Consider the following 21,569-nt stretch of genomic DNA (forward strand, 5'->3'; position numbering starts at 1 on the left):
CGAGCGCGCTGTTCAGCGCCGCTCCAGCTCCGCCAGCACGGGTAGCTTCAGAATCCGCTCGACCTGCCACTTCTCCAGAATGCGCCGGCGGATGATGTCCAGCGCCAGCGCCGCGAAGATGCCCATGCCGATTCCGCCCACCACGCCCGCGGCGACGATGAGCTTCACCTTCGGCTTGGATGGCCGCTCCGGGAAGGTGGGCGGCGAAAGCACGCTGAAGCGGTGCTTCATGGACGCGCGGGAAATCTCCAGCTCCGTGCGCGCCTGGTCCAACCGCCGCATCTTCTCCTGGTGCCGCATCACCAGCATGCGCACCCGGTCCGCCGCCACCGACACCTCCGGGTCATCCGACGTGGCCGGCCCGCCGAACGTCGCGCCGCCCATGGCCGCCGTCGCCAGCCCGGACTCCAGCTCACCCGGGTCACCGCCGTTGCGCACGTACTCGTTGATGAGCTCCGTCATCTCCGAGCGCAGCGCAATCAACTGCGGCGAATCCTCCTGGAGCGAGGAGATGCGCTGCTCCAGGTCGGTGATGATGGGGTGCTGCGGCGAATAGATGACGCGCTGCTCGGACAGCTGGTTGCGCAGCTCCGTCAGCCGCCGCGAGCGGAAGTCCTCCACGTCGCCAATGGCCCGGCGCTTCGTCTGAATCATGAAGCGCATCTGCGCCAGCAGGTGGTCGGTGTTGATGCCCAGCGCGGCGTTGGCCGCGGCCGCGGCACCGCCCCGCCGTCCCTTCTTCTCCTCCTCCTTCTTCTGCCGGGCCTCCACGCGCTTCACCGCCGCGTTGAGCTGGCCAATGGCCTGCTGGATGCCCGCGGCCTCCTCCACCACCTGCTTCTCTAGGATGGTGATGGCCTCCTGCACCGCGCCCATCTCCGCCGCCTGGCGCATGTCGAGGAAGTTCTGCTGCGCGGCCTGCACGATGTTGAGCGCCAGCTGCGGGTCGGTCCACTCCACGCCGATGGAGACGGTGCCCGTGCCGCCCTCCACGCCGACAATCATCGCCTGCTCCAGCATGGCGGTGAGCGCGTCGCGCTTGTCGTCGTCCGACATGGCCACCGGCGGCTTGCGCAGCACCTTCTCCTTCAGCCGGTTCAGCGGCGAGCGCTGCAGCTCCCAGTACTCCACCAGCTTCGCCTGCGCGACGATGGACTTGAGGTTGTCGTGCTTCATCACCATCTCCCACGCGGCGCGCGTGGGCTGGTCCGCGTCCACGGGGATGGAGCGCCCAGGGTTGGCCAGCGAGGAGATGATGAAGTTGCGCTGCGTCAGCATCCGCGTCTCCACGCGGTACTTGCGCGGCATGATTTTGCTGACGCCCACCGCCATGGCGGACACCGCGCCCATCACCATCAGGGCGAGGAACCAGTGCCGCATTACCGCGTTCTTCAAGAAGAAGACCGCGTCGATGGCGAAGCCCCAGTCGATGAGGTCCGCGGGCGCGTTCGTCTCCGGGCGCTCCGGAGTGAACGCGGGCCGCGGCGGCACCAACTGGGGGCGCGGCCCGGGAGCCCCGGGCGCGGGGACCGTCACGGCGCCCTCCTGGCCCCAGTGCTCTTGAGGAGCGACTGCACCCGCCGGGTGAACTCCTCCTGGGTGAAGGGCTTGCCCAGGTAGCCGTTGGCGCCGGCCTCCTCGGCGTGCGCCTTGTCCTCCGGCAAGTCCCGGGCGCTCACCACCAGCACGGGCACGTCCGCCATCGTCGCCGAGCGGCGGATGTGCTCGCAGAGGTCATAGCCGGAGATGTCCGGCAGCGTCAGGTCCAGACACACGAGGTCAGGACGCGCGGCCGTCTCCAGGTGCTTGAGCGCGGCGCGGCCACTGGGCAGCTCCACGACCTCCTTGAACCCCATGTCCCGCAGGTAGTCGCCCAGCATCTTCCGGAAGAAGGGGGCGTCCTCCACCAAGAGGACCGTGTGCAGGTCGGACTCCATCCGTCGTCAACCTTTCTGAAACTCGCTCAGCCGAACCCGAGCCGTGGCACCCAGACGAGGACGCCATACGTGTATGCCGCGTTGAAGAGGACGAACCAGAGGATGGCCTTCTTCAGCCCCCGCATCGGATGCGGATCCCTCGCCGCCTTGGCTGGCAGGGCGATGGTGAGGATGAGGACGGACATCAAGATGAGCTTCGCCATGGCGCCAGCCCTCAGAGAATACCAGTTTGCCGCACGGAGAGGCCCAGCGTCGCGGCCCACGTCAGCCGGGCCGCCGGCAGTTCGGGCGAGCGGCTCCACGTCCCGCGGAGGTCGGTATCCACGGACACCCACCGTGTGAGAATCCAGGAACCAGTGAAGCCTCCGGAAAGGATGCTGTCCCCACTACTTCCGCCCACGGCCGCGGCGCCGCCGCCAATGGCGGACACGCGCACGCGGGGCCCCAGGGCCCAGGTCCCCGTCAGCGTCAGGTCCGCCCGAGGGTAGACGCGCGCCGTGAGCCGGTCCGTGAAGGGGACGAGCCGCAGGTCCGCCCGGCCGTTGAAGTCCGCGGTGCGCGAGGGAATCCGGTGGCTCACCCCGACATTCAGGTTGGGGAGCAGCTCCGTCCGGGGCGCGTCCAGCGGGCCGGGCTCGGGCTCGCCTTCGCCGGGGGGCACGGGGATGGCGTGCACCACGCTCACGCCCGCTCCGGCCTCCAGGGAGGTGCGCCTGTCCACCCGGTGCCCCCAGGCCTCCCGCAGCGTGACGATGGTGTTGTTCGCCCCGGTGGAGAAGCGCGCGTAGTTGAAGGCCACGGAGGTGGTGATGGCGCTCAGGGGTGACAGCGCATGGCTGAGGGACACGTCCGCGCGCGGGCCATACTGCATGGGCACCGCTTCGCGGGCGGGCCCGTCCAGGCCGCCGCTGATGGAGAAGCCGCCGGAGCCGGTGAGGTTCCACCGCCGCCCCAGCCAGCCGGTGTCCGCCGTCAGCGTCGTCGCGGAGGAGAGGAAGTAGACGGTGTCCGCCTGGGGCAGGGGCTGCAGGGGCCCGCCGCTTCCGGGAGGCCGCTGCGGCCCGTCGGGGTCCGTGCCCGGTGTGCCGCCGGGCAGGGAGCCCAGGTCCGTGGTGAGGAGGTTGACGCTGCCCAGCACCAGCTCCTCCGACAGGCGCAGGGACAGGCCGCGCTCGGGGCGCCACAGGCCGGCCAGGCGGCCCATGTGCTGGATTTCGGTGCGCGCGCGGGCGGTGACTTCGCGCAGGCTGATGCGCGGGGCGTACTCCACCTGGAGCGCGGCGTTGCCGTCGCGAATCTCCAGGCCCAGGAGCGGGGTGACGTCGGTGTCGCCCGCGACACGGGGGGCCTCGGGGGCGGGGTCCTCGTTGGAGCGCAGGCGCGAGTCGACGCGCGCGGCCGTGGCGTAGCTGACGGAGGCGGAGGACACCTCCAGCAACGCGACGGTGAGGACCGTCCCCAGCACGGGTTATTCCACCACCACCACGTCACCGGGGCGCAGGCGGAAGGTGGGCGCGCGCCCCTCGGCGTGGATGAGGTCGTCGTAGCGGAAGCGGATGCGCTCGGGCGCGGCGCCCTCTTCCTGGCGCATGACGAAGATGCGGTCCTTGTGGGCGTACTCGGTGAAGCCGCCCGCGCCGGCCAGGGCCTGCAGCAGGCTGGCGCCCGGGTCGATTTCCAGCGGACCGATGCGGTTGACCTCGCCCACCATGGTCACCTTGATGGGGCGCGCCATCTCCAGCGCGACGGTGACGACGGGGTGGTTGATGTAGTCCTTCAGCCGCGTCTGGATTTGCTGCGACAGCATGGCCGGCGTGTGACCGGCGGCCTCCACGTCGTCCAGGAAGAGCAGGCTGATGCGGCCGTCCTCGCGCACGCGGGCCTGCGTGGTGAGCGACTCCTGGTTCCACACGCGGATGTTGAGCAGGTCGCCCGCGGCGATGCGGTACGCCGAGTCCACCGGGGGCGGCTTCTCCTGGTAGTCATCCACCCAGGTGTACTTGCCCAGGCCCCGGCAAGCGGGCGCGAGCAGCAGCAGCGCGGCGCAGGCGAACGAGCGCCAGGGATGGCGCGGGGCGGAAGGCGGCTGGCGGTGCGTGGACGGCATGAGCGGCGGAATTCTCCTCACGGGGTGGGCGCGGCCTCGGGGGCGGGGTTTCCACGGCGGCGGGCGATGCGCACCACCTGGAGCACCTCGCCGGGGCGCACCGCGCCGGTGACCAGCACCGCGACGATGTACAGCACGGCCTCCACGGTGATGCGCACCCACGGGTTCAGGGAGGCCAGCAGCGTCTGGTCCAGCACGGCGATGGCCACGCAGATGACGGCCGTCTTGGCCATCATGGACACCAGGCGCGCGTCGAAGGCCGCCTTGCCCATGCGCCCCAGCAGGCTGATGGTGACGCAGATTTCCATGAGCAGCATGGACAGCGCCGTGCCCGCCGCGCCGCCGCCGTTGCCCAGCGCCGAGAGCATCAGCGGAATCAGCAGCAGGTTGAGCAGGGGGATCAGCACCACGCTGCCAATGACGCTGGTGATGGTCACCCACCACTCGCGGTTCGTCATGGTCAGCCACAGGCCGGCGTTCATCGTCACGAAGGCCAGCACGAACAGCGGCGACATCAGCCGCAGCGGCATGGCGGATTCGGAGAACGCGCCGCCCATCAGCCCCACCCACAGCGGAGCGCCCAGGACGATGAGCATCATCATGGGCACGGTGACGGCCAGCGTGCCCTCCAGCGAGCGGCGCGTCAGGTTCGTCAGCTCCGCCTCGGAGCGCTCGGCCGCACGGGACGCCAGCGGCATCAGCACCCAGCCGAACACCGGGTTGAGGAAGAAGGTGAGGCCCGCGATGTTCCACGCCGCGCCATACCAGCCCACCTCTTCGTGGCTGGAGACCATGCCCAGAATCATCACGTCCAGGCGCCCGTTGGCCGCAAGCGCCGCGCCGGTGATGAAGAAGGGCAGGCTGGCCTTGAGCACCTTCAGCGTGGCCGGCACGTCCACCTTGAAGGTGAGGCCCATGTGTTCGCGGGCCAGGTACCAGCCCACGCCCAGCTTCACGGCTTCCGACGCCACCAGCGGCACCGCCAGCCACGGCAGCGGCAGGCCCGCCACGGCGACGGCCAGCAGGCCTCCGCCCCACACCAGCTTGGTGACGATGTTGGAGACGGACAGCCCCGCCACCTTGCCCTTGGCGTGCAGCAGCGCGGCCACGGAGGCGTTGATGATGATGAGCGACTGGGCCAGCGCGAAGACGTAGACGAGCTGGCGCACCTCGGGCGGCTCATCGAAGTGGGCCATCACCAGCGCCATGGCGCCCATCAGCGCTGCGGTGAGGCCCAGCCGCAGCAGCAGCGTGCTGCCGAAGAAGTCGCTGGCGTGCTCGGGCCGGCGCGACACCTCCTTGCGGATGTACATCTCCAGGCCCAGGTGGGTGGCGATGAAGAAGACGGCGGAGAAGCTGTCGGCGTAGTTGAAGCGCCCGAAGCTCTCCGGTCCCAGGTGGGCCGGCAGCAGGAAGCGCACGCCCATGGCGATGGCGTACGTGGCCAGCAGCGAGCCACCGAGTTGGAGCCCGTTGCGCACCGCGCCCATCGCCTCATGCGAGCGCTCGCGCTCGCCCGCGTCCTGCGAAATGGAATGGCTGGGACTGTTCACGGTGGGAGCGTGCGGACCCGGCGCCGGCCAGGACTGCCCGGGTGCATAGAAAACGAGCGGGGGCGGCACGTCAATGCCGCCCCCGCAAAGGTTGGGTTGCCTGAAGGCTTGCTAGCTGGCGCCGCGGCCCGTGAGCACCACCGGCACCGTCTGCAGCAGCAGGCGCAGGTCGCTCGTCAGGCTCCAGTGGTCGATGTACTGCATGTCCAGGTACATCCACTCCTCGAAGGAGATCTGGTTCCGTCCTGACACCTGCCAGATGCAGGTGAGTCCAGGACGCACCGACAGGCGGCGGCGCTGCCACGTCTCGTACTTCGCCACCTCGGTGGGCACCGGCGGGCGCGGCCCGACGATGCTCATCTCCCCGCGCAGCACGTTGATGAACTGGGGCAGCTCATCAATGGAGAACTTGCGGATGAAGCGGCCGATGCCGGTGATGCGCGGGTCGTGCTTCATCTTGAAGACGGGGCCCGTCTGCTCGTTGAGCGCGGCCAGCTTCTCCTTCAGCTCCTCGGCGTTCACCACCATGGAGCGGAACTTCAGCATGTAGAAGGGCTTGCCGTTCTGCCCCACGCGCAGCTGCTTGAAGAAGATGGGGCCCTTGGAGGTGAACTTCACCGCCAGCGCCACCATGCCCAGCAGCGGCAGCAGCGCCCACAGCGCCGCAGCGGACACGCAGATGTCGAACAGGCGCTTCATCGCCATCTGGTGCGGCTTGGGGCTCACCGCCGCGAAGTGCAGGAAGCCGTCCGCCACCGCGCGGCGCTCCACCGGGCGGGCGCGGTCCAGGCGGAAGCTGTGCGCGGGCAGCGCGAAGGGCACGCCGAAGCGCTCGGCCAGCTTGATGGCCGCCTGCATGGACTCGCCCTGCTTCAGCGTGTTGCCGGCGATGTACACCTCATCCACCGCGGTGTTGCGGAGGATGTGCTCCAGGTCGTCCACCGAACCCATGACCGGGCCGGGCAGCTCTCCCACGGAGCCGTTGTCGTCGTGGAAACGCACGTAGCCCAGAATCTGCCGGCGGCCCCGGTTGGCCAGGTCCTCACCGGTGTAGCGGCCCATGGCGCCCGTGCCCACGATGAGCACCGCGTCCATGGGGCGCTCCTGCGAGGCCACCGGGCGGAAGACGAACAGGCGCAGGAGCAGCGTCACCGGCCAGAAGATGAACAGCAGCGGGCCCACCACCGGCGACGTCACCACCGCCGGCATCGCCACGCTGCCCAGCGTCAGCACCGTCACCACCGCCAGCGTCGTCACCGACACCAGCGCCACGTGGTCCAGCTTGCTGCGCTCGGCGAAGCGCGAGTCGTACAGGCACAGCGCGGTGCCCGTCACAATCCACACCACCCACGCCGCGAGCACCAGCCCAGACACCTTCCAACCGGACTCCGCCGACAGCTCGCCGCTCAGCCACGCCGAGCCCACCAGCACCGACGACAGCAGCACGAGGTCCACCGTGAGGTTCAGCTTCGCCGCGAACCCTGGGGCCAGCTTGGGCGGCCCCTGCACCTCTTCAATTGCTTGTCCCTGAGCGTTGGCCGACCCAGGAGCACCGACCACCGCCGCACTTGCCGTTGCGCCGCTCATCGTGTCCACCCCCCTCTGCTCACTTTCGTGCAGTTGAAGCAGAGGTCGCCGTTGAGGCTATAAATGTTCAAGTCGGAAGGAAACCAGTTTTGCCTGATATCGCGGCGAGGTGCAACCCCTGCCGCGTCACTAAGACGTGACCGCAGGTGAAATCTTGCGATCGCCCTACCCAGGTTCGAGTTCACCGAGCGTCGCCAACACATTGTGCTTCACCGCGGCTCCCCGCGTTTCCTTCGTCACGGTTTCTTTGCATTTACGGTGCCGCTCTGACGCGAAGGCACGGATGATGCCAGTCGCCGGGGGCGCCCTGGAAGGATGCCTGGGGTTTCAAGAGGTTACACCTGCGACAGGCGTTCGGGCCCGGTGTAGACGTTGAAGCGCTCGTTCCGGGCGAACGCGGCCAGCGTCATGCCCGAACGCAGGGCCAGATCCACTGCGAGGGAGCTGGCGGCGGAGACGCCCGCGACGATGGGAATGCGGGCCATGGCGGCTTTCTGGACGATCTCAAAGCTGACGCGTCCACTGACGGCGAGCACCGCGGGCTGACGCGTCAGCGGGAGGCGGGGGGCCCGGGGGCCCCGCACGGTGCCGGCCAGCACCAGCGTCCCGACCACCTTGTCCACGGCGTTGTGGCGGCCCACGTCCTCATGGGCGGCCAGGAGGTGGCCGTCGGCGTCGAGCACGGCGGCGGCGTGGACGCCTCCGGTGCGGGCGAAGTTGCGCTGCACGTCGCGCAGGCGCTCGGTGGCGCGGGCCACGGCGTCGGGGTGGAGCACCGGGCCGGGCGGCAGGGCCGGGCACACGGCGAGCAGGTCATCCACGCTGCGCCGGCCGCACACGCCACAGGCGGAGGTGGTGAGGGTGCCCCGGCGGGCGGTGCTCACGCGCTCCACGTCGAGGAAGGCGCCGGGGGCGGGGGTGACTTCGATGACGTTGCCGAAGCCCTCCTCGCCGGGCCGTCCGCAGTGTGCCAGCCCGCCCAGGTCGTCCACGCTCTGGAGGATGCCCTCGGCGAAGAGGAAGCCGGTGGCCAACTCGCGGTCATGTCCTGGCGTGCGCATGGTGGTGGCCACCGAGTCTCCGCTGACGCGAATCTCCAGAGGCTCCTCCACCGCGATGTCGTCCTCCTGGGCCGGGAGCAGCGTGGCGCCGTTCCACCGCTGGACGAAGCGGCGCGTGACGCCGCGCGCATCCACGGGGGGCAGGGGCGCGGGGCGCCTCGGGCGCAGGTGGGCCAGGATGAGGTCCGCCACGGCGCGCACGTCGTCGGGGTGCAGCACGCGCAGGCCGGGTGGGAAGTCCGTGGGGAGTGCGGGCTCGGAGGAGAGCACCGCGAGGACCTCCGGGCGCGAGGGCGCCAGCGGCGGGCCCAGGCCCTCCCGCCACACCTCCAGCTTGGGGAGGGGGCCGTCCTTCCAGCCTTCGACGAGCACCAGCTCCACGGCGCCCGCGGAGCGCTCGAGCAGCGATGGAAGCGCGTCCGAGAGGGCAGTGGCCGTTGTGAGCTGGACACCCGCGGGCGTGGTGAAGCCGGTGAGCACGGCGCCCGCGTCCTGGTAGCGGGCGGTGTCGCTGCCGGGCCGGTGCAGCGGATGGGCGTCGGAGGAGTGCTTCACCACGGCCACGCGCAGGCCTCGCGCGGCGAGCTCGGGAACGAGCCGGGTGAGCAGCGTCGTCTTGCCGGCGCCGGACCAGCCCACCACGCTGAGCGCGGGGACGCGGCTCATGCCAGTGCGCCCACGGGGGTGAAGGTGGGCCGGTCGAAGAGCTCGACGTCGACGAGGTCGTCTTCGGCGAAGTCCGCGCGGCCCGGTGGGAGGAGGGCCCAGCCCTCGCCGTGGACGTTCTGGAGGATCTGCCCGGCGCCCTGGGGGCGGAGCACGGCGCGCGGAGCGAGGCCGTCCCGGGCTTCCAGGGTGGTGGTGATGAGGTAGGTGAGGCCCGCCTGCTTGCGGCGTGCTTCGGAGAGGTGGGCGCGGACGCGGCGGCGCGTCTCCAGCACACCTTGGTGCTTGAGCAGGAGCAGGCGCGCGAACTGGTCGAACGCCACGGTGGCCGCGCCGGGATTGCCGGGCAGCACGACGACGGAGGTGTCACCCAGCCGGGCCACGGCCACGGGCTTGCCGGGCTTGAGCGCGACGCCGTCCACGAAGAAGCGGGCGCCGAGCGTGGCGAGCACGCGCTTCACCAGGTCCTTGTCGCCCACGGAGGCGCCTCCAGTGGTGATGAGGACATCCACCTGCGGGGCCAGTCGCGAGAGCGCATCGCGCAGGGCGCTCTCGTCATCGCGGGCGCGGTCGAGCTGGCGGACATCCGCGCCGGCCTCGCGGGCGAGCGCGGCCACGAGGACGAGGTTGCTCTCGTACACCTGGTGGGGCAGGGCCGGCGTGCCAGGAGGGACGAGCTCATCGCCGGTGGCGAGCACGGCGACGCGCGGCGCGGGGCGCACCCAGACGTCCGTGGCGCCCATGGACGCGAGCACGCCGAGCACGGCGGCGCCCACGCGCTGGCCCGCGTCGAAGAGGGGGGTGCCGGTGAGGACTTCCTCTCCGGTGCGGCGGATGTCGTTGCCGGGCGGCACGGTGATGAAGACGTCCACGCAGGCGCCGTCCTCGGCGGCGCGTGCGGCCTCCTGGCGGACGATGGCGTCTGCGCCGGGGGGCAGGGGCGCGCCGGTGAAGACGCGCGCGGCTTCTCCAGGCCGGAGGGGCGTGGAGGGGAGGGCGCCGGCGAAGATGGTGCTGGTGACGCGCAGGCGCGCGGGCCGGTCGCGGGAGGCGCCCTGGGTCTCCTCGGCGTGCACGGCCCAGCCGTCCATGGCTGAGTTGTCACAGCCGGGCAGCGAGCGGGAGGCCGTGACGGGGGTGGCGAGGAACCGGCCCTGGGCATCGAGGAGCGGCACGCGCTCAGGTACCGCCGGGGCGATGGCGTCGAGCGCGGCTTGCCGGGCGGAGTCGAGGGGCGTGAGGGGCATGGAAGCGCCGCAGCCTATGTCGTGGAGCGCCCGCTGTGTCCACGGGGGCAAGGGCCACTTCGTCTGGGGGCGTGCGTGGGCGGACAGATAAAGTGGCCGCGGCAGGCGCGCGAACGGGGCACGAGCATGGAGCGGATCCGCACGGAGTTCCCGGAGGTGACGCTGGCCATCCTCGCGGGAGGGCAGGGCCGGCGCCTGTCTGGCGTGCCCAAGGGGCTGTTGGAAGTGGAGGGGCGCACGGTGCTGGAGCGGCTCCTGGCGCTGGCCCCGTGCTTCAAGGACGTCTTGCTGGTGGCGAACGTGCCCGGGCCCTATGCACGCTTCGGGTTGCGCACGGTGGCGGACGTGGTGCCAGGCAAGGGAGCGCCTGGCGGTGTTCATGCGGCGCTGGTGGCCGCGCGCACGCCCTGGGTGGTGGCGGTGGCGTGCGACATGCCGTTCATCACGACGGAGGTCCTGCGGGTGTTGCTGGGCGCGCGGGATGACGGCGTGGACGCGGTGTGCTTCGAGGCGCGGGGCAGGCTGGAGCCGTTGCTCGCGGCGTACCGGTCGGCGCTGGCCCCGGCGTGGGGGGCGGCACTGGCGACGGATCCGTCGATGCGGGAGCTGTTGTCCGGAGTGCGCACGCGGCTGTTGTCCGAGGCCGTGCTGCGCGCGGTGGATCCGTCACTCCGCTCCCTGGCGAACGTGAACACCCCCGAGGACCTGTCGCGCTACGGTGTGGCGCTGCCGTCGTGGCGGGGGTGAGGGTTCAAGGCATGTGGGGGTAGCGCTCCACGCGTCCCTCTGGAGAGACGGCATACAGCTCGAACCAGTCGTATTCCAGCGTCACACCTGGGCCGAACTCCGGGCACTTGTCGACCCGGCGGTTGACCCGGACGAAGTACCACCCGGACTGGTAGCCAACGACGAACTCCAGGGCGCGGGGTGAGAAGGCACACGACTTCGTGGAGGTCTTCGGAAAGCGCTTCAGGACTTCTTGAAGCGCTGCGTGAGCGGCCAGGACCGCCGGACCATCCAACGTTCCAAGAGGCTCCAGCTCCGTTTCAGGCCAGGGGATGGCGGCCGGCTGGGTGGGCACAGTGCCTGCGTCGGCGCGCGATGGCGCCAGATGGGGACGGGGCGAAGTCGTCCCCACGTCTGCTCCTGCATCACGGGCGAGTCCGGGAAGGGCTCCCCCGTCCGCGAGCAATGAGACGAGTACGATGAGGTGGTGGGGGCTCAGCATGTGGCACCTTGGGCCCTGCTAGTGGCGTAGCGCTGGAGTGCAGTCAGGCGGGACTCCTTGGGGCCGGAACGTGCTGGGCCGCCCAGGTTGGCAGTTCGCATGAAACCGCCAGTGCTTTCCTCCCTCATCCCATTGGTAGACCTGCCCCTGCTGATTCCATTTGTAGAAGAGAGGCGCGTCGCGTTGCCCCGTGGCGAGCCAACCCCACGCAGGAATCAGCTGGCCTCTTGAGTCACGAGCCAGCTTCCCCGAGGGCGTTGTTCCATAGGCGACCATGATCCAAACACCCTCGCCGGATTTCGCAAGAGGCCACACCGAGAGGTCCTGACTACTGATTCCGGAGCCACAGGGATGGTTGTGCGCGTACCCAAAGATAGGGAGTTCTCGTCCGAAATCCGCATCATCGACCCCACCCCACGGTGGCTGGCAGGTCCCGGATGCGTTCGCCACGTTTCGAAGCGGCCAGGACACCCTCCAGTCCTCCGGCGTTCGGTAGAGGGCAACGCAATACTCTGCGGCATCCGGACGAGGGCGGCCAGTGCTTGCATCGCATGCGCCGGTGCTTCCGGGGAGCGCCATCAACGCAGTGAGGGTGGGGATGACCAGGTCGTCTGGAACGGTGGCCGAATCCGAGAACACCGCAGGCACTTGAGGCCAGGGCCCTGGTGCCACGGGAAACGCGTCCTCGCCTCCGAGCTTGGGCACCTCCGCATGCGTGTAGTGGCTGCGCCCGCTCGAACAAGCGATGCCTAGCGCCATCAGGAGCAGGCAGCCCTCGCGGTAGCCGTGCTTCATGGTGCCTCCCCCGGCAATGCCCTTCGACGTCGAATCGCGCCAACGTACTACGCTCCGAGAGCAAGCAACCAGGCAGCACCCCCTGCGTCACCATGACTCATGGACCACCGCGGCCGGGAGTGGGAAACAGGCGGGGGAGAACCTCATGCTGAAGACCCCTCTTGGACGTTTCCGTGCCGTGGCCCTCGCGGAGGGCCTGTCCGTCATCGCGCTCTTCTTCATCGCCATGCCTTTGAAGTACGCCGCGGGCATGCCGCAGGCCGTGAAGTTCACCGGCTGGGTCCACGGCCTGCTCTTCGTGCTCTACCTCTTCGCGCTCATGGAGGCGGCCATCACCTACCGCTGGTCCTTCGTGCGCGTGGTGGGCGGCGTCTTCGCGTCGCTGCTTCCCTTCGGCACCTTCGTCTTCGAAGCGCGCCTGCGCCGTGAAGCGGCCGAGCCGGCCGTCGAGCCCGCACCCTGAGCCACGTCGCGCACCGGACGTGACAGGTGGGACGCTCCGCACCAAGGCCGCCCGGAGTTCGCGCGGGCGGCCAAGCTGTGCCAGCATCTCGCGCGTTCTCCGACGGGAGGTCAGCATGGAGCGCGGCAAGTGGGACACGCCAGAGGATGTGGAGCGCGAGCTGAGCTCGCGGCTCGCGCTCGTGGAAGCGTCCGAGGGCATTCGCGGCATGCACTTCGCGGCCGTCCTCGACACCGTGCGTTTCCTCGGCGGTGAGCAGGCGGTGGCTCCCATCCAGCAGGGCGGTGACTACCCCGCCGACCTGGACACCACCGAGCTCTACCCCGTCCCGCCCTTCATGCGCGTGTTCTTCTCCGCGGCCCGGCTGCTGGCACCGCAGCTCGGCGGCGTCGAGGAGGCCATGCGGCAGCTCGGCGTCCAGGGCACGCTGGCCTTCATCAACTCCATGTTCGGCGCCGAGGTCCGGCAGCAGGTGGGCGGCGAGCCCAAGCGCCTCGTGGAGATGCTCCCCGAGGCCTACCGCATGGCCATCAACTTCGGAGAGCTGCAGGTGGCGTGGACGGGCCCGCGCTCGGGCCGCATCCACATGCGCCGCATCTTCACCCCCGTGGCCTACAACGAGGGCATGCTCGAAGGCGCGCTGCTGGCCGTGGGCGCCCAGGACATCCAGGTGCGTGGCGGACAGACGTCCCTGCTGGACAGCGAGTACACGCTGTCCTGGGACTCGTGACCTGCTGCGTGTCGCGGATGCAGTAGGCCGCGGTACGTGCCGCGGTTTCTCGCCTCGCGAGAATGGGCCACTGCCAGTGCTGGCCCGTACACATCTGCTGGATGAATCGTGGTGGGCTCTCTGTCACGCGGCTGATCCACGCATGACATCGACGCGACTGTTCACAACCATGACGAAATAAATGATGTTCCTCCGCGCCCATTGGCTAGAAGTGGGCGCCGAGCGCCCGGACATGTGCGCCGGGCCTACGCAACGGAGGGACGTCTCATGAAGGCAAACAACTGGAAGAACCTGGCCGCAGTGGCGGGCGTCATGGTGTCGGTGAGCGCTGGCGCTCAGGAGTCGTCGGGGAGCTTCGGTTCGGAGGGGCAGTTCGTCATCAGCACGGATGCCTCCGCGAGCCTGGGTTACTCCACGCAGGGCAGCGGCGTCGGCTACATCTTCCTGGAGCCCGGCGCGGACTACTTCCTCAAGAAGAACCTGTCCGTCGGTAGCGGCCTCCAGGTCCGCGCGCTCTTCGGCAGCGGTGACACGATTGCCGCCTTCGGCCTGAACGCGCGCGTCGGCTACAACATCCCGCTCTCCGACCGCATCTCCGTGTGGCCCAAGGGCCAGGTGTCGCTGTACATCGGCGACGACATCCTGCCCTTCGCCAACTCGGCGCTCCCCGCCGACGTCACCGTCATCCTGGAAGGCTACGCGCCCTTCCTCTTCCACGTGACGCCGCACTTCTTCGTGGGCGGTGGCCCGCGCCTGGCCTTCGGCCTGGGCAATGACGTGGAGGTGAACTTCAGCGTCGCCTCCACCATCGGCGGCTACTTCTAGTCTCCGCTCCTCCGCGTCTCTCGAGGACGTGGACGTGCGTGTGGTGCATCAGGGGCCTCGGACGAGGTGGGACGCTGCGCCCACCGCGTGCCGGGGCCCGCTTCATTTCCAGCCAAGGGCCCGGGCCGCCGCCGTCAGTGGCTCCGCTGCTGAACGGGGCCGCCCTCGCGCGACAGGTTCAGCGCGGTGCCCACCAGCGCGAGGTGGCTGAAGGCCTGCGGGAAGTTGCCCACCATCTTGTGGGCCACCGGGTCGTATTCCTCGGACAGCAGGCCCACGTCGTTGCACAGGCCCAGCAGGCGCTCGAACAGCGCGCGCGCCTCGTCCTTGCGGCCCATCAGCGCCAGCGCGTCCGCCAGCCAGAAGCTGCACGCCAGGAAGACGCCTTCGCCCGGAGGGAGGCCGTCCCGCGTCTCGTGCGTGTGGTAGCGGCGCACCAGTCCGTCGTGGCACAGCTCGCGGCGGATGGCCTCCACGGTGCCGCGCACGCGGACGTCGTCGGGTGGGAGGAAGCCCACCATGGGAATCAACAGCAGGCTGGCGTCCAGGGCCTGGCTGCCAAAGGCCTGGGTGAAGGTGTTGCGGCGCGCGTCGTAGCCCCGCGCGCAGATGTCCGCGTGCATCTGCGCCCGCAGCGCCTTCCAGTGCTCCACCTGCGCGCCGCGCATGCCGCGCAGGTCCGCCGTCTTCACCATCCGGTCCATGGCCACCCAGGCCATGACCTTGGAGTGGGTGAACTGCTGTCGCCCGCCGCGCACCTCCCAGATGCCCTCGTCGGGCTGGTCCCAGTGGCGCTCCACGAAGCGCAGCAGGTGCACGCTCACGTCCCAGGCCTCGGCGTCCGAGCAGACGCCGTGACGGAGCGCGTGGTAGAGGCAGTCGGCAATCTCGCCGAAGACGTCCAACTGGAACTGGCCCACGGCGGCGTTGCCGATGCGCACCGGGCGCGAGCTCGCAAAGCCCGGCAGCCACGGCAGCTCCAACTCGGTGACGCGGCGCTCTCCGGCCACGCCGTAGAGGATTTGGAGCTCGTCGGGCTCTCCGGCCACCGCGCGCAGCAGCCAGTCCCGCCAGGCCTGGGCTTCCTGGGTGTAGCCGGCGTCCAGCAGGGTCAGCAGCGTCAGCGTGGCATCCCGCAGCCAGCAGTAGCGGTAGTCCCAGTTGCGCACGCCGCCCATCCGCTCCGGCAGGGACGTGGTGGGCGCGGCGACCACGCCGCCGGTGGGGGAGTAGGTGAGCGCCTTGAGGGTGATGAGCGAGCGCAGCACCTGCGCGCGCCAGGGGCTCTCATGGATGCAGCGGCGCGCCCAGGCGCGCCACCACCGCTCCGTGTCCGCGCGCGTGAGGAAGGGGTCCGGCGGCTGCCGGGGCGGAGGCAGGTGCGAAGGATGCCAGGACAGGACGAAGGCCAGGCGCTGCCCTTCCGGCACGGCGAAGTCCGCGAGCACATGGCTGTGCTCCAGACGCAGCGGCAGCTCGGTGGACAGGTAGAGCGCGTCCGGGCCGGCCTTGGTGCTGACGCCTCCCGGAATCAGGCGGGCCCAGGGCGTGCGGTCGCCGTAGCCGAAGCAGGGGGCGAACTCCAGGTGGAGCGGCACCTGTCCGGTGCGGGCCTCCACGATGCGAATCAACTGCGGCGTGTCCTCGCGCAGCGGCATGAAGTCGCACAGGCGCACGGTGCCGGCGTCGGTGTGGAACTCCGTCTCCAGTACCAGCGTGTCGCGCACGTAGCGGCGGTGGACGCGCCGCACGGGCACGGTGGGGGCGATGCGCCAGAAGCCATGCCGCGGCTCACCCAGCAGCGCCGCGAAGCACGCGTCCGAGTCGAAGCGCGGCCAGCACAGCCAGTCGACGGCGCCGTCATTCGCCACCAGCGCGGCGCTGTGCGTGTCTCCAATGAGGGCATGGGCTTCGATGGGCAGCGCCATGCGGGAAAGCTAGGGACGCCTCCCGCGGCGTGTCCCTCCAGGAGCACCCGGAGCGGCGGGCCGTCCACGGGCCCCGCGGATGGCGGAGGAGGGGGCAGCCGCCCGCTCGCGACGCATCGACGCCATGCGACAAGACATGGGGCATGAACAGGGAATGCCGCGGCGCGCGAACCACTCCCGGTATGGGGTTGCCCGGACATGACTGTCCATGCGGGCCGGCCATTCTCGATTGGCGTTGGTCCTCCGCGCGGGGTTCCCGAGGGGGGGCGCGGTCTGGTGTTTCATCCGCATGTTTCACCCGCATGCGGGCCTCGCGGCGGCCCCGCGCGCCAGGCGGGGAGGCGCGTACTGCTTCCTACCCACGTACCAGGTTGCGCAGAAGGAAGGTCAGATTGGCGGGGCGCTCGGCCAGCCGGCGCATGAAGTACGGGTACCAGTGCCGTCCGTATGGCACGTAGATGCGTACCGGGTGACCCTCCCTCACGAGTCGCTCCTGCAAGTCCCTGCGGATGCCGTACAGCATCTGGAACTCGAAGGCGCCGCGCGGCAGTCCGCGCTTCGCCGCGTGGTCCAGTGTCGCTTCAATCATCCGTTCATCATGCGTGGCGATGCCGTGATACATGCCGCTGTCCAGCAGCACCCGCATGGTGCGAACGAAGCTGGCATCCACGTCCCGCTTGTCTGGGAAGGCCACGTCGGGCTTCTCCAGATAGGCACCCTTGCAGAGACGGATGCGGATGCGCTGTGCGCACACTTCCTTCGCGTCCTGCTCCGTGCGCCGCAAGGCGCTTTGCAACACGGCGCCGACATGGGGCTCGCCGAACTCCGCGCGCAGCTGTCGCACGATGTCCAGCGTCACCTGCGTCACCGAGCTGTCCTCCATGTCGATGCGCACGAAGGAGTCGCGGGCCGCGGCCTCGGCCACCACCGTGCGCGCGTTCTCCAGGGCCAGGGCTTCATCGAACAGCAGCCCGCACTGGGTGAGCTTCAGCGACACGTTGGCCCGCACGCCCACCGCGTCGATGCGGGCCAGCAGCCGCTGGTACTGGCGCACCTCCTCCCGCGTCTCCTCGGGCGTCTGGACGGCCTCGTTGAGGTGGTCGAACGACGCCATGAGCCCGTGCGCGGACAGCGCCTTCACGGCGTCTACGGCCTCTTCCAGCGTCTCTCCGGCGATGAAGCGCGAGGCCAGCCGCCGGAAGGGGCGCAGGCGCATGGCGGCGCTCTCCAGTCCAGGGCGGCGGGCCAGGAACAGCAGGGCGGAGCGGGGCAGGTGGGTGGCGTCGGTGGTCATGGTGTGGGTGGCGGCTCAGTCCAGGTGCTGCCGGAGGAAGTCCCCGGCCAGCGTGTTGAAGGCATCGGGGTGGCTCATGTAGGGCAGGTGGCTGGCGCCCCGGATGAGCGCCAGCCGGGCTCCGGGAATGTGCCGGGCCACGTCGCGGGCGGCGCGGGGCGGCACCAGCAAGTCCTGGCCGCCCTGGATGACGAGCGTGGGCACCTGGAGCTCATGGAGCCGGGGCATCAGGTCCGTGGCCAGGATGTCCCGCAGCCGGCGCAGCAGCTCCACCGGGGACAGGCGCCGGGCCTCGCGCACGATTTCGGCCCGGCCCTCCGGCGGCAACCGCTGGCCTCCCAGCACCCGGGCCACGGTGGGCGCCAGCAGGTACGCCAGGGGCCGGGGCGCGCGCACCAGGGTGGACAGCGTCAGGGCCAGCCGGCGGATGCGGTGCACGCTGGCCACCGGTGACACCAGCACCAGCGCCTTCACCCGCTCCGGGTGGGCCAGGGCATAGGCCATGGCCAGCAGGCTGCCGTAGGACGACCCCAGCAGGGCGAAGCGCCCCGGCAGCAGGGCCTCCGCGTGGTCCAGCACCGCCAGGTTCCACAAGAGCGGGGTGTGGGTGGCGGGGGTGCGCAGGGGCGGCGTCCAGAGCAGCAGCCTCAGCGCGTCCGTCAGTGGCTCCATGGGCGCGAAGGAACGGCCACTGGCCCCCAGCCCCGGAAGACACACCACGGTGCGTGATTCGTCCGTGTTGCCCTCTGGAAAGGTGAACAGGCGTACCGGTGTGCCTCGCACGGGGCGGCGTTCACAAGGCAGGTGGGCATAGCCCTGCTGGATGTCGTCCACATCCGGGACGAGCGGCGGGCCGTGGGGATGTCTCCCCGGGCGGGATGACAGGGCTTCACGCATGGGAATGCCTCGTCAGGAGCCGCCGCACGCTGGCGGCCACGGTGTCCCGGAAGGTCTGGAGGCGGGATTCACTGGCATCCGGAGGCGGCGGGGCGTGAGGCGTCCCCAGGTGGAAGGTGAGCCGCACGGGCCAGGGGAGGGGCCCAATGCCCATCACCAACGGCATCCGGTATTTGTCATCGTTCGTCAGGCGCACGCGCAGGCGTTCCTCGCCCGGGGGCCACCGGAAGGTGTCATCCACCCCCTGTCCGGCGAAGGGCACCACCGGCACGCCAGCGCGGGCCGCCAGCCGCGCGAAGCCCAGCGACTGCTCCCAGCGCAGCCGGTAGCGCCCGTGGCTGTGCTTGAAGGTCTCCCACGCGCCCCCCGGATAGCAGACGACCAGTGAGCCCGCCCGAAGCGCCGTCATGGCGTTCTCCCGCGTCCCCTCCACGCCGCCCAGCCATGGCAACACCGTGCGGATCAACGGGATGCGGAAGAACCCCCGTTCCGTCAGGCCCAATGGATAGCGGCCGGTGCCCTGGTGGATCAGATGAAAGAAGGCAGGTGTCTCATAACCCCAGACGCCGTGGTTCCCCACCAGCAGCACCGGGCCTTTCAATGGCAGGTGCTCGCAGCCCAGCAGCCGCGCCCGGTGGTACAGGGCCGACAGCGCCGCGCCCTGCTCGGCGAGGCGGAATACGGCCCGGCGCAGGCTGGCGAGCGGGGCATCCATGCTGGAAAAACATGGGGATGCGTGGCGTCCCCTGCCGACGGCGCCCTCCTCCTGGCCGCCGGGCAGCCGGGCGCCCCTGAGCCGGCGGGGGCCCGGACAGTGGGGGTTCGTAGGAGTTTGAGTAATGTCAGCTCGCAGGCATGCTCAGGTTGTCTGCTTCCAGGTGCATGGCGAACGTTCCGGCATGGGCAGCCCGTTCGACATCCTCATCGACCAGCATCGGGAACTGGAAGAGCGTCTCGAGCGTCTGGCATCGGGTGTGGAACCCGATGAGCTGAGGGGATTGACGGCGGAGCTGCTGGCATTGCTGAGGCTTCACTCACGACTGGAGGAGCGTTGCCTCTACCCGGTGATGGCTGGGGTGGAGGGCCGCGAGTCTTGTCGTGAGCAGACGGAAGACCATCTCACGATGCGTGAGCTGATGGCTGAGCTGGAAGAGCTGCCCTCGGGCCATTCCGAGTGGCAGGCGCGTCTGTTGACGCTGGAAGACCTGGCGGTGGCTCATTTCCAAGAAGAGGAGAATGCACGACTGCCGCAGCTCATGACTGCCCTGGATTCCCTGTCGTTGGACGACCTGCGTCGTGATTTATCGGCCACTTGGGACGAGCTGCTGTCACGCCCCCAGGTGTCCCAGGTGGCGGGGGAGGCCCCCCTGCTGGAGTCCCTGTACTGGGACGGCTAGGCCACGGCTGCCGCCGGGAAACAGGTGAGACCTGCGACAACGGGGCGAATGGTCCGTTGCTCAGTCACAACTTTTATCTCTTCCTTTAGACAAAACCTTTTTTGGAAGGTAAGGGTATGGGCAGCATCACAAGCATCGAGCATCAGCCCCCCCTAGTACTGCATTACTCTTGTCGTTCCCCAGGTGAGGATTCAACGAATGTCCGTGGATAAAGCGTTTCGCGACATGATCCGCAATGAAATCGAGGTCCAGCTCAAGCCGCTGCGTGACGTGGTCGCGCGGCTGGAGGAGGGCACGGCGGACTTGGACGCGCTCCGCAACGTGGCCGAGCGGCTGGCCCCGCTGGCCGAGGTCGTCGGGCCCCTGTTCGGCGCCCAGATTCCCGCGGCCGCCAAGGCCGGCCGTCGTGGCCCGGGTCGCCCTCCCGCGGCGCGCAGCTCCGTGACGGCGGCTCCCGCGGCCGCGGGTGGCAAGCGTCGTGGCCGCAAGCCGGCGGCGGCGGGTGCTGACGGCTCGCGCGCGTGCGCCATCATCGGCTGCGGCAAGCCCAGCCGCACCAAGGGCTACTGCGCGGCCCACTACCAGAAGCTCCGCATGCTGGAGAAGACCAACCGCCGCCCGAGCGACTGGAAGGACTACGCCGACCCGGACAGCGTGGACGACATCAAGCTGCCGCGTGGACGCGCCGCGTCCAAGGCGTTGGCGGCTGCCGCTCAGGCTGGGCACGCAGGCTAGCCAGCGGCACGCTGCCCCGGCCCGGGCAGAGAGTGACCGCGCCCCCGTCGTCCCGCTCTGTTGTCGAGAGAGGAATCGGGGTCCGCCCATGCGGGAGAGACTTGCCCGTGGGGGCTTGCACGAGCATGAATGCCCGGGCCCATGAACAAACGCGATTTGGAGCCTGGAATCATCACCGACCTGGCCGGAAGGACCACGTACGGTGATTATCTGCAGCTCGACCGGCTCTTGTCGGCGCAGGTGACGCGCTCTCAGCCGCCTCACCACGACGAGCTGTTGTTCATCATCCAGCATCAGACGAGCGAGCTGTGGATGAAGCTGCTCATCCACGAGCTGGGCGCCTGCATCCGTTACGTGCAGGCGGACCGGCTGGAGCCGTCGTTCAAGATTTTCGCGCGCGTGGCGCACATCCAACGGATGCTCTTCGAACAGTGGAGCGTGTTGGAGACGCTCACGCCGAACGAGTACCTGGAGTTCCGCGACACGCTGGGTAGCTCCTCTGGCTTCCAGAGCTTCCAGTACCGTGCGGTGGAGTTCCTGCTGGGCAACAAGGACGCGCAGGCGTTGATGCCCTTCCGCCACGTCCCCGCCATCCACGGCGAGTTGGAGCGGCTGTTCGAATCCCCCAGCCTGTATGACGAGTTCCTGCGCCACCTGTCGCGCATGGGGCATCCGGTGCCGCAGAGCCACGTGCAGCGTGACTGGCGCAAGCCCTACGAGAAGAGCCCGGAGGTGGTGGAGGTGTTCCGGCGCATCTACCAGGACGCCGAGGCGCACTGGGATGCGTATGAGATGTGCGAGAAGCTGGTGGACACCGAGGAGCGTTTCCAGCTCTGGCGCTACCGCCACATGATGACGGTGATGCGCATCATCGGCTTCAAGCAGGGCACGGGCGGCTCCTCGGGCGTGGGCTTCCTGCGCAAGGCGTTGGACCTGCGCTTCTTCCCGGAGCTGTGGGACGTGCGCACGGAGCTGACGCCGCCTCCTCCGCGCCACCGGCCCTGAACGTTCGCTCGGCTGAAGACAGTCCAGCGCCTCCCGGGGCCGTCCATTCCGGTACGGCTCCGAGGAGGGAATGACGACTGTCTGGCATGCCAGGGTGGCCGGCCACGGATTGTC

General features: G+C 69.6%; 21 protein-coding genes. 7 read left to right on the plus strand and 14 right to left on the minus strand.

The window, feature by feature from the left end; translation table 11 throughout:
• Nucleotides 1-12: 12 nt before the first annotated feature.
• The 9 genes from epsV to glp form a co-directional block, all read right to left on the minus strand.
• Nucleotides 13-1,536 carry a PCP family exopolysaccharide biosynthesis protein EpsV gene (gene epsV / locus FL344_RS19475; protein ID WP_141619570.1) on the minus strand — a complete coding sequence of 508 codons (1,524 nt, stop codon included), beginning with the start codon at nucleotides 1,534-1,536 and terminating at the stop codon, nucleotides 13-15.
• Complete coding sequence (gene epsW / locus FL344_RS19480; RefSeq protein ID WP_090491206.1) at nucleotides 1,533-1,937, minus strand: exopolysaccharide biosynthesis response regulator EpsW; 405 nt, start codon at nucleotides 1,935-1,937, stop codon at nucleotides 1,533-1,535. The genes epsV and epsW overlap by 4 nt, the downstream gene beginning before the upstream one ends.
• Nucleotides 1,938-1,963: 26 nt before the next feature.
• Nucleotides 1,964-2,140, minus strand: a complete 177-nt coding sequence (locus tag FL344_RS38560) for a hypothetical protein (RefSeq protein ID WP_011557330.1) — start codon at nucleotides 2,138-2,140, stop codon at nucleotides 1,964-1,966.
• An 11-nt stretch (nucleotides 2,141-2,151) separates the two neighbouring features.
• On the minus strand, nucleotides 2,152-3,402 hold the full coding sequence (gene epsX, locus FL344_RS19485; RefSeq protein ID WP_141619571.1) for an exopolysaccharide export protein EpsX: 1,251 nt from the start codon (nucleotides 3,400-3,402) through the stop codon (nucleotides 2,152-2,154).
• Nucleotides 3,403-3,405: 3 nt separating this feature from the next.
• Nucleotides 3,406-4,044 (minus strand): exopolysaccharide export protein EpsY, encoded by a 639-nt coding sequence (gene epsY, locus FL344_RS19490; RefSeq protein ID WP_194863165.1) that lies wholly within the window; start codon nucleotides 4,042-4,044, stop codon nucleotides 3,406-3,408.
• A gap of 17 nt (nucleotides 4,045-4,061) precedes the next feature.
• The gene (gene wzx, locus FL344_RS19495) at nucleotides 4,062-5,597 is read right to left on the minus strand and encodes an exopolysaccharide biosynthesis flippase (protein WP_141619573.1); all 1,536 of its coding nucleotides are present in this window, start codon (nucleotides 5,595-5,597) and stop codon (nucleotides 4,062-4,064) included.
• A gap of 111 nt (nucleotides 5,598-5,708) precedes the next feature.
• Complete coding sequence (gene epsZ, locus FL344_RS19500) at nucleotides 5,709-7,193, minus strand: exopolysaccharide biosynthesis polyisoprenyl-phosphate hexose-1-phosphate transferase EpsZ (protein ID WP_141588540.1); 1,485 nt, start codon at nucleotides 7,191-7,193, stop codon at nucleotides 5,709-5,711.
• A gap of 326 nt (nucleotides 7,194-7,519) precedes the next feature.
• Nucleotides 7,520-8,911 (minus strand): formate dehydrogenase accessory sulfurtransferase FdhD, encoded by a 1,392-nt coding sequence (gene fdhD, locus FL344_RS19505; protein ID WP_141619574.1) that lies wholly within the window; start codon nucleotides 8,909-8,911, stop codon nucleotides 7,520-7,522.
• Entirely contained in the window at nucleotides 8,908-10,158 is a 1,251-nt protein-coding gene (glp, locus tag FL344_RS19510) for a gephyrin-like molybdotransferase Glp (RefSeq protein ID WP_141619575.1), read from the minus strand. Before glp ends, fdhD begins: the two co-directional genes overlap by 4 nt.
• 126 nt (nucleotides 10,159-10,284) lie before the next feature.
• Between glp and FL344_RS19515 the strand changes: the two genes are divergently transcribed.
• Nucleotides 10,285-10,905: a molybdenum cofactor guanylyltransferase gene (locus FL344_RS19515; protein WP_141619576.1), complete on the plus strand. Its 621-nt coding sequence runs from the start codon at nucleotides 10,285-10,287 to the stop codon at nucleotides 10,903-10,905.
• Between the two features lie 4 nt (nucleotides 10,906-10,909).
• Here the strand turns inward: FL344_RS19515 and FL344_RS19520 are convergent, their stop codons facing one another.
• Entirely contained in the window at nucleotides 10,910-11,296 is a 387-nt protein-coding gene (locus FL344_RS19520; RefSeq protein WP_228565193.1) for a hypothetical protein, read from the minus strand.
• A gap of 1,030 nt (nucleotides 11,297-12,326) precedes the next feature.
• Between FL344_RS19520 and FL344_RS19525 the strand changes: the two genes are divergently transcribed.
• From FL344_RS19525 to FL344_RS19535, 3 genes are all read left to right on the plus strand, one after another.
• Nucleotides 12,327-12,644: a DUF3817 domain-containing protein gene (locus FL344_RS19525; RefSeq protein WP_140870138.1), complete on the plus strand. Its 318-nt coding sequence runs from the start codon at nucleotides 12,327-12,329 to the stop codon at nucleotides 12,642-12,644.
• Nucleotides 12,645-12,759: 115 nt separating this feature from the next.
• Entirely contained in the window at nucleotides 12,760-13,374 is a 615-nt protein-coding gene (locus tag FL344_RS19530) for a DUF2378 family protein (RefSeq protein WP_216612114.1), read from the plus strand.
• Between the two features lie 267 nt (nucleotides 13,375-13,641).
• On the plus strand, nucleotides 13,642-14,199 hold the full coding sequence (locus FL344_RS19535) for a hypothetical protein (RefSeq protein WP_171445032.1): 558 nt from the start codon (nucleotides 13,642-13,644) through the stop codon (nucleotides 14,197-14,199).
• A gap of 134 nt (nucleotides 14,200-14,333) precedes the next feature.
• Here the strand turns inward: FL344_RS19535 and FL344_RS19540 are convergent, their stop codons facing one another.
• The 4 genes from FL344_RS19540 to FL344_RS19555 all read right to left on the minus strand — a co-directional run bounded on the left by FL344_RS19540 (nucleotide 14,334) and on the right by FL344_RS19555 (nucleotide 19,033).
• A complete protein-coding gene (locus tag FL344_RS19540; RefSeq protein ID WP_141619579.1) occupies nucleotides 14,334-16,127 on the minus strand; it encodes a glycoside hydrolase family 15 protein in 1,794 nt (597 codons plus the stop codon).
• A gap of 355 nt (nucleotides 16,128-16,482) precedes the next feature.
• Entirely contained in the window at nucleotides 16,483-17,421 is a 939-nt protein-coding gene (locus FL344_RS19545) for a proline dehydrogenase family protein (protein ID WP_141619580.1), read from the minus strand.
• A 15-nt stretch (nucleotides 17,422-17,436) separates the two neighbouring features.
• The gene (locus tag FL344_RS19550; protein ID WP_194863166.1) at nucleotides 17,437-18,318 is read right to left on the minus strand and encodes an alpha/beta fold hydrolase; all 882 of its coding nucleotides are present in this window, start codon (nucleotides 18,316-18,318) and stop codon (nucleotides 17,437-17,439) included.
• A complete protein-coding gene (locus tag FL344_RS19555) occupies nucleotides 18,311-19,033 on the minus strand; it encodes a lysophospholipid acyltransferase family protein (RefSeq protein ID WP_141619581.1) in 723 nt (240 codons plus the stop codon). The genes FL344_RS19550 and FL344_RS19555 overlap by 8 nt, the downstream gene beginning before the upstream one ends.
• A gap of 124 nt (nucleotides 19,034-19,157) precedes the next feature.
• On the opposite strand from FL344_RS19555, the gene FL344_RS19560 reads away from it, so the two are divergent.
• The 3 genes from FL344_RS19560 (at nucleotide 19,158) to FL344_RS19570 (ending at nucleotide 21,455) form a co-directional block, all read left to right on the plus strand.
• On the plus strand, nucleotides 19,158-19,715 hold the full coding sequence (locus FL344_RS19560; RefSeq protein ID WP_141619582.1) for a hemerythrin domain-containing protein: 558 nt from the start codon (nucleotides 19,158-19,160) through the stop codon (nucleotides 19,713-19,715).
• 198 nt (nucleotides 19,716-19,913) lie between these two features.
• Nucleotides 19,914-20,450 (plus strand): cell wall protein, encoded by a 537-nt coding sequence (locus tag FL344_RS19565; protein WP_141619583.1) that lies wholly within the window; start codon nucleotides 19,914-19,916, stop codon nucleotides 20,448-20,450.
• Between the two features lie 129 nt (nucleotides 20,451-20,579).
• Nucleotides 20,580-21,455, plus strand: coding sequence for a tryptophan 2,3-dioxygenase (locus FL344_RS19570; RefSeq protein ID WP_011557312.1), 876 nt, complete (start codon nucleotides 20,580-20,582; stop codon nucleotides 21,453-21,455).
• Nucleotides 21,456-21,569: the final 114 nt, after the last annotated feature.

The organism is Myxococcus sp. AB036A (assembly GCF_006547355.1).
Classification (GTDB): domain Bacteria; phylum Myxococcota; class Myxococcia; order Myxococcales; family Myxococcaceae; genus Myxococcus; species Myxococcus virescens.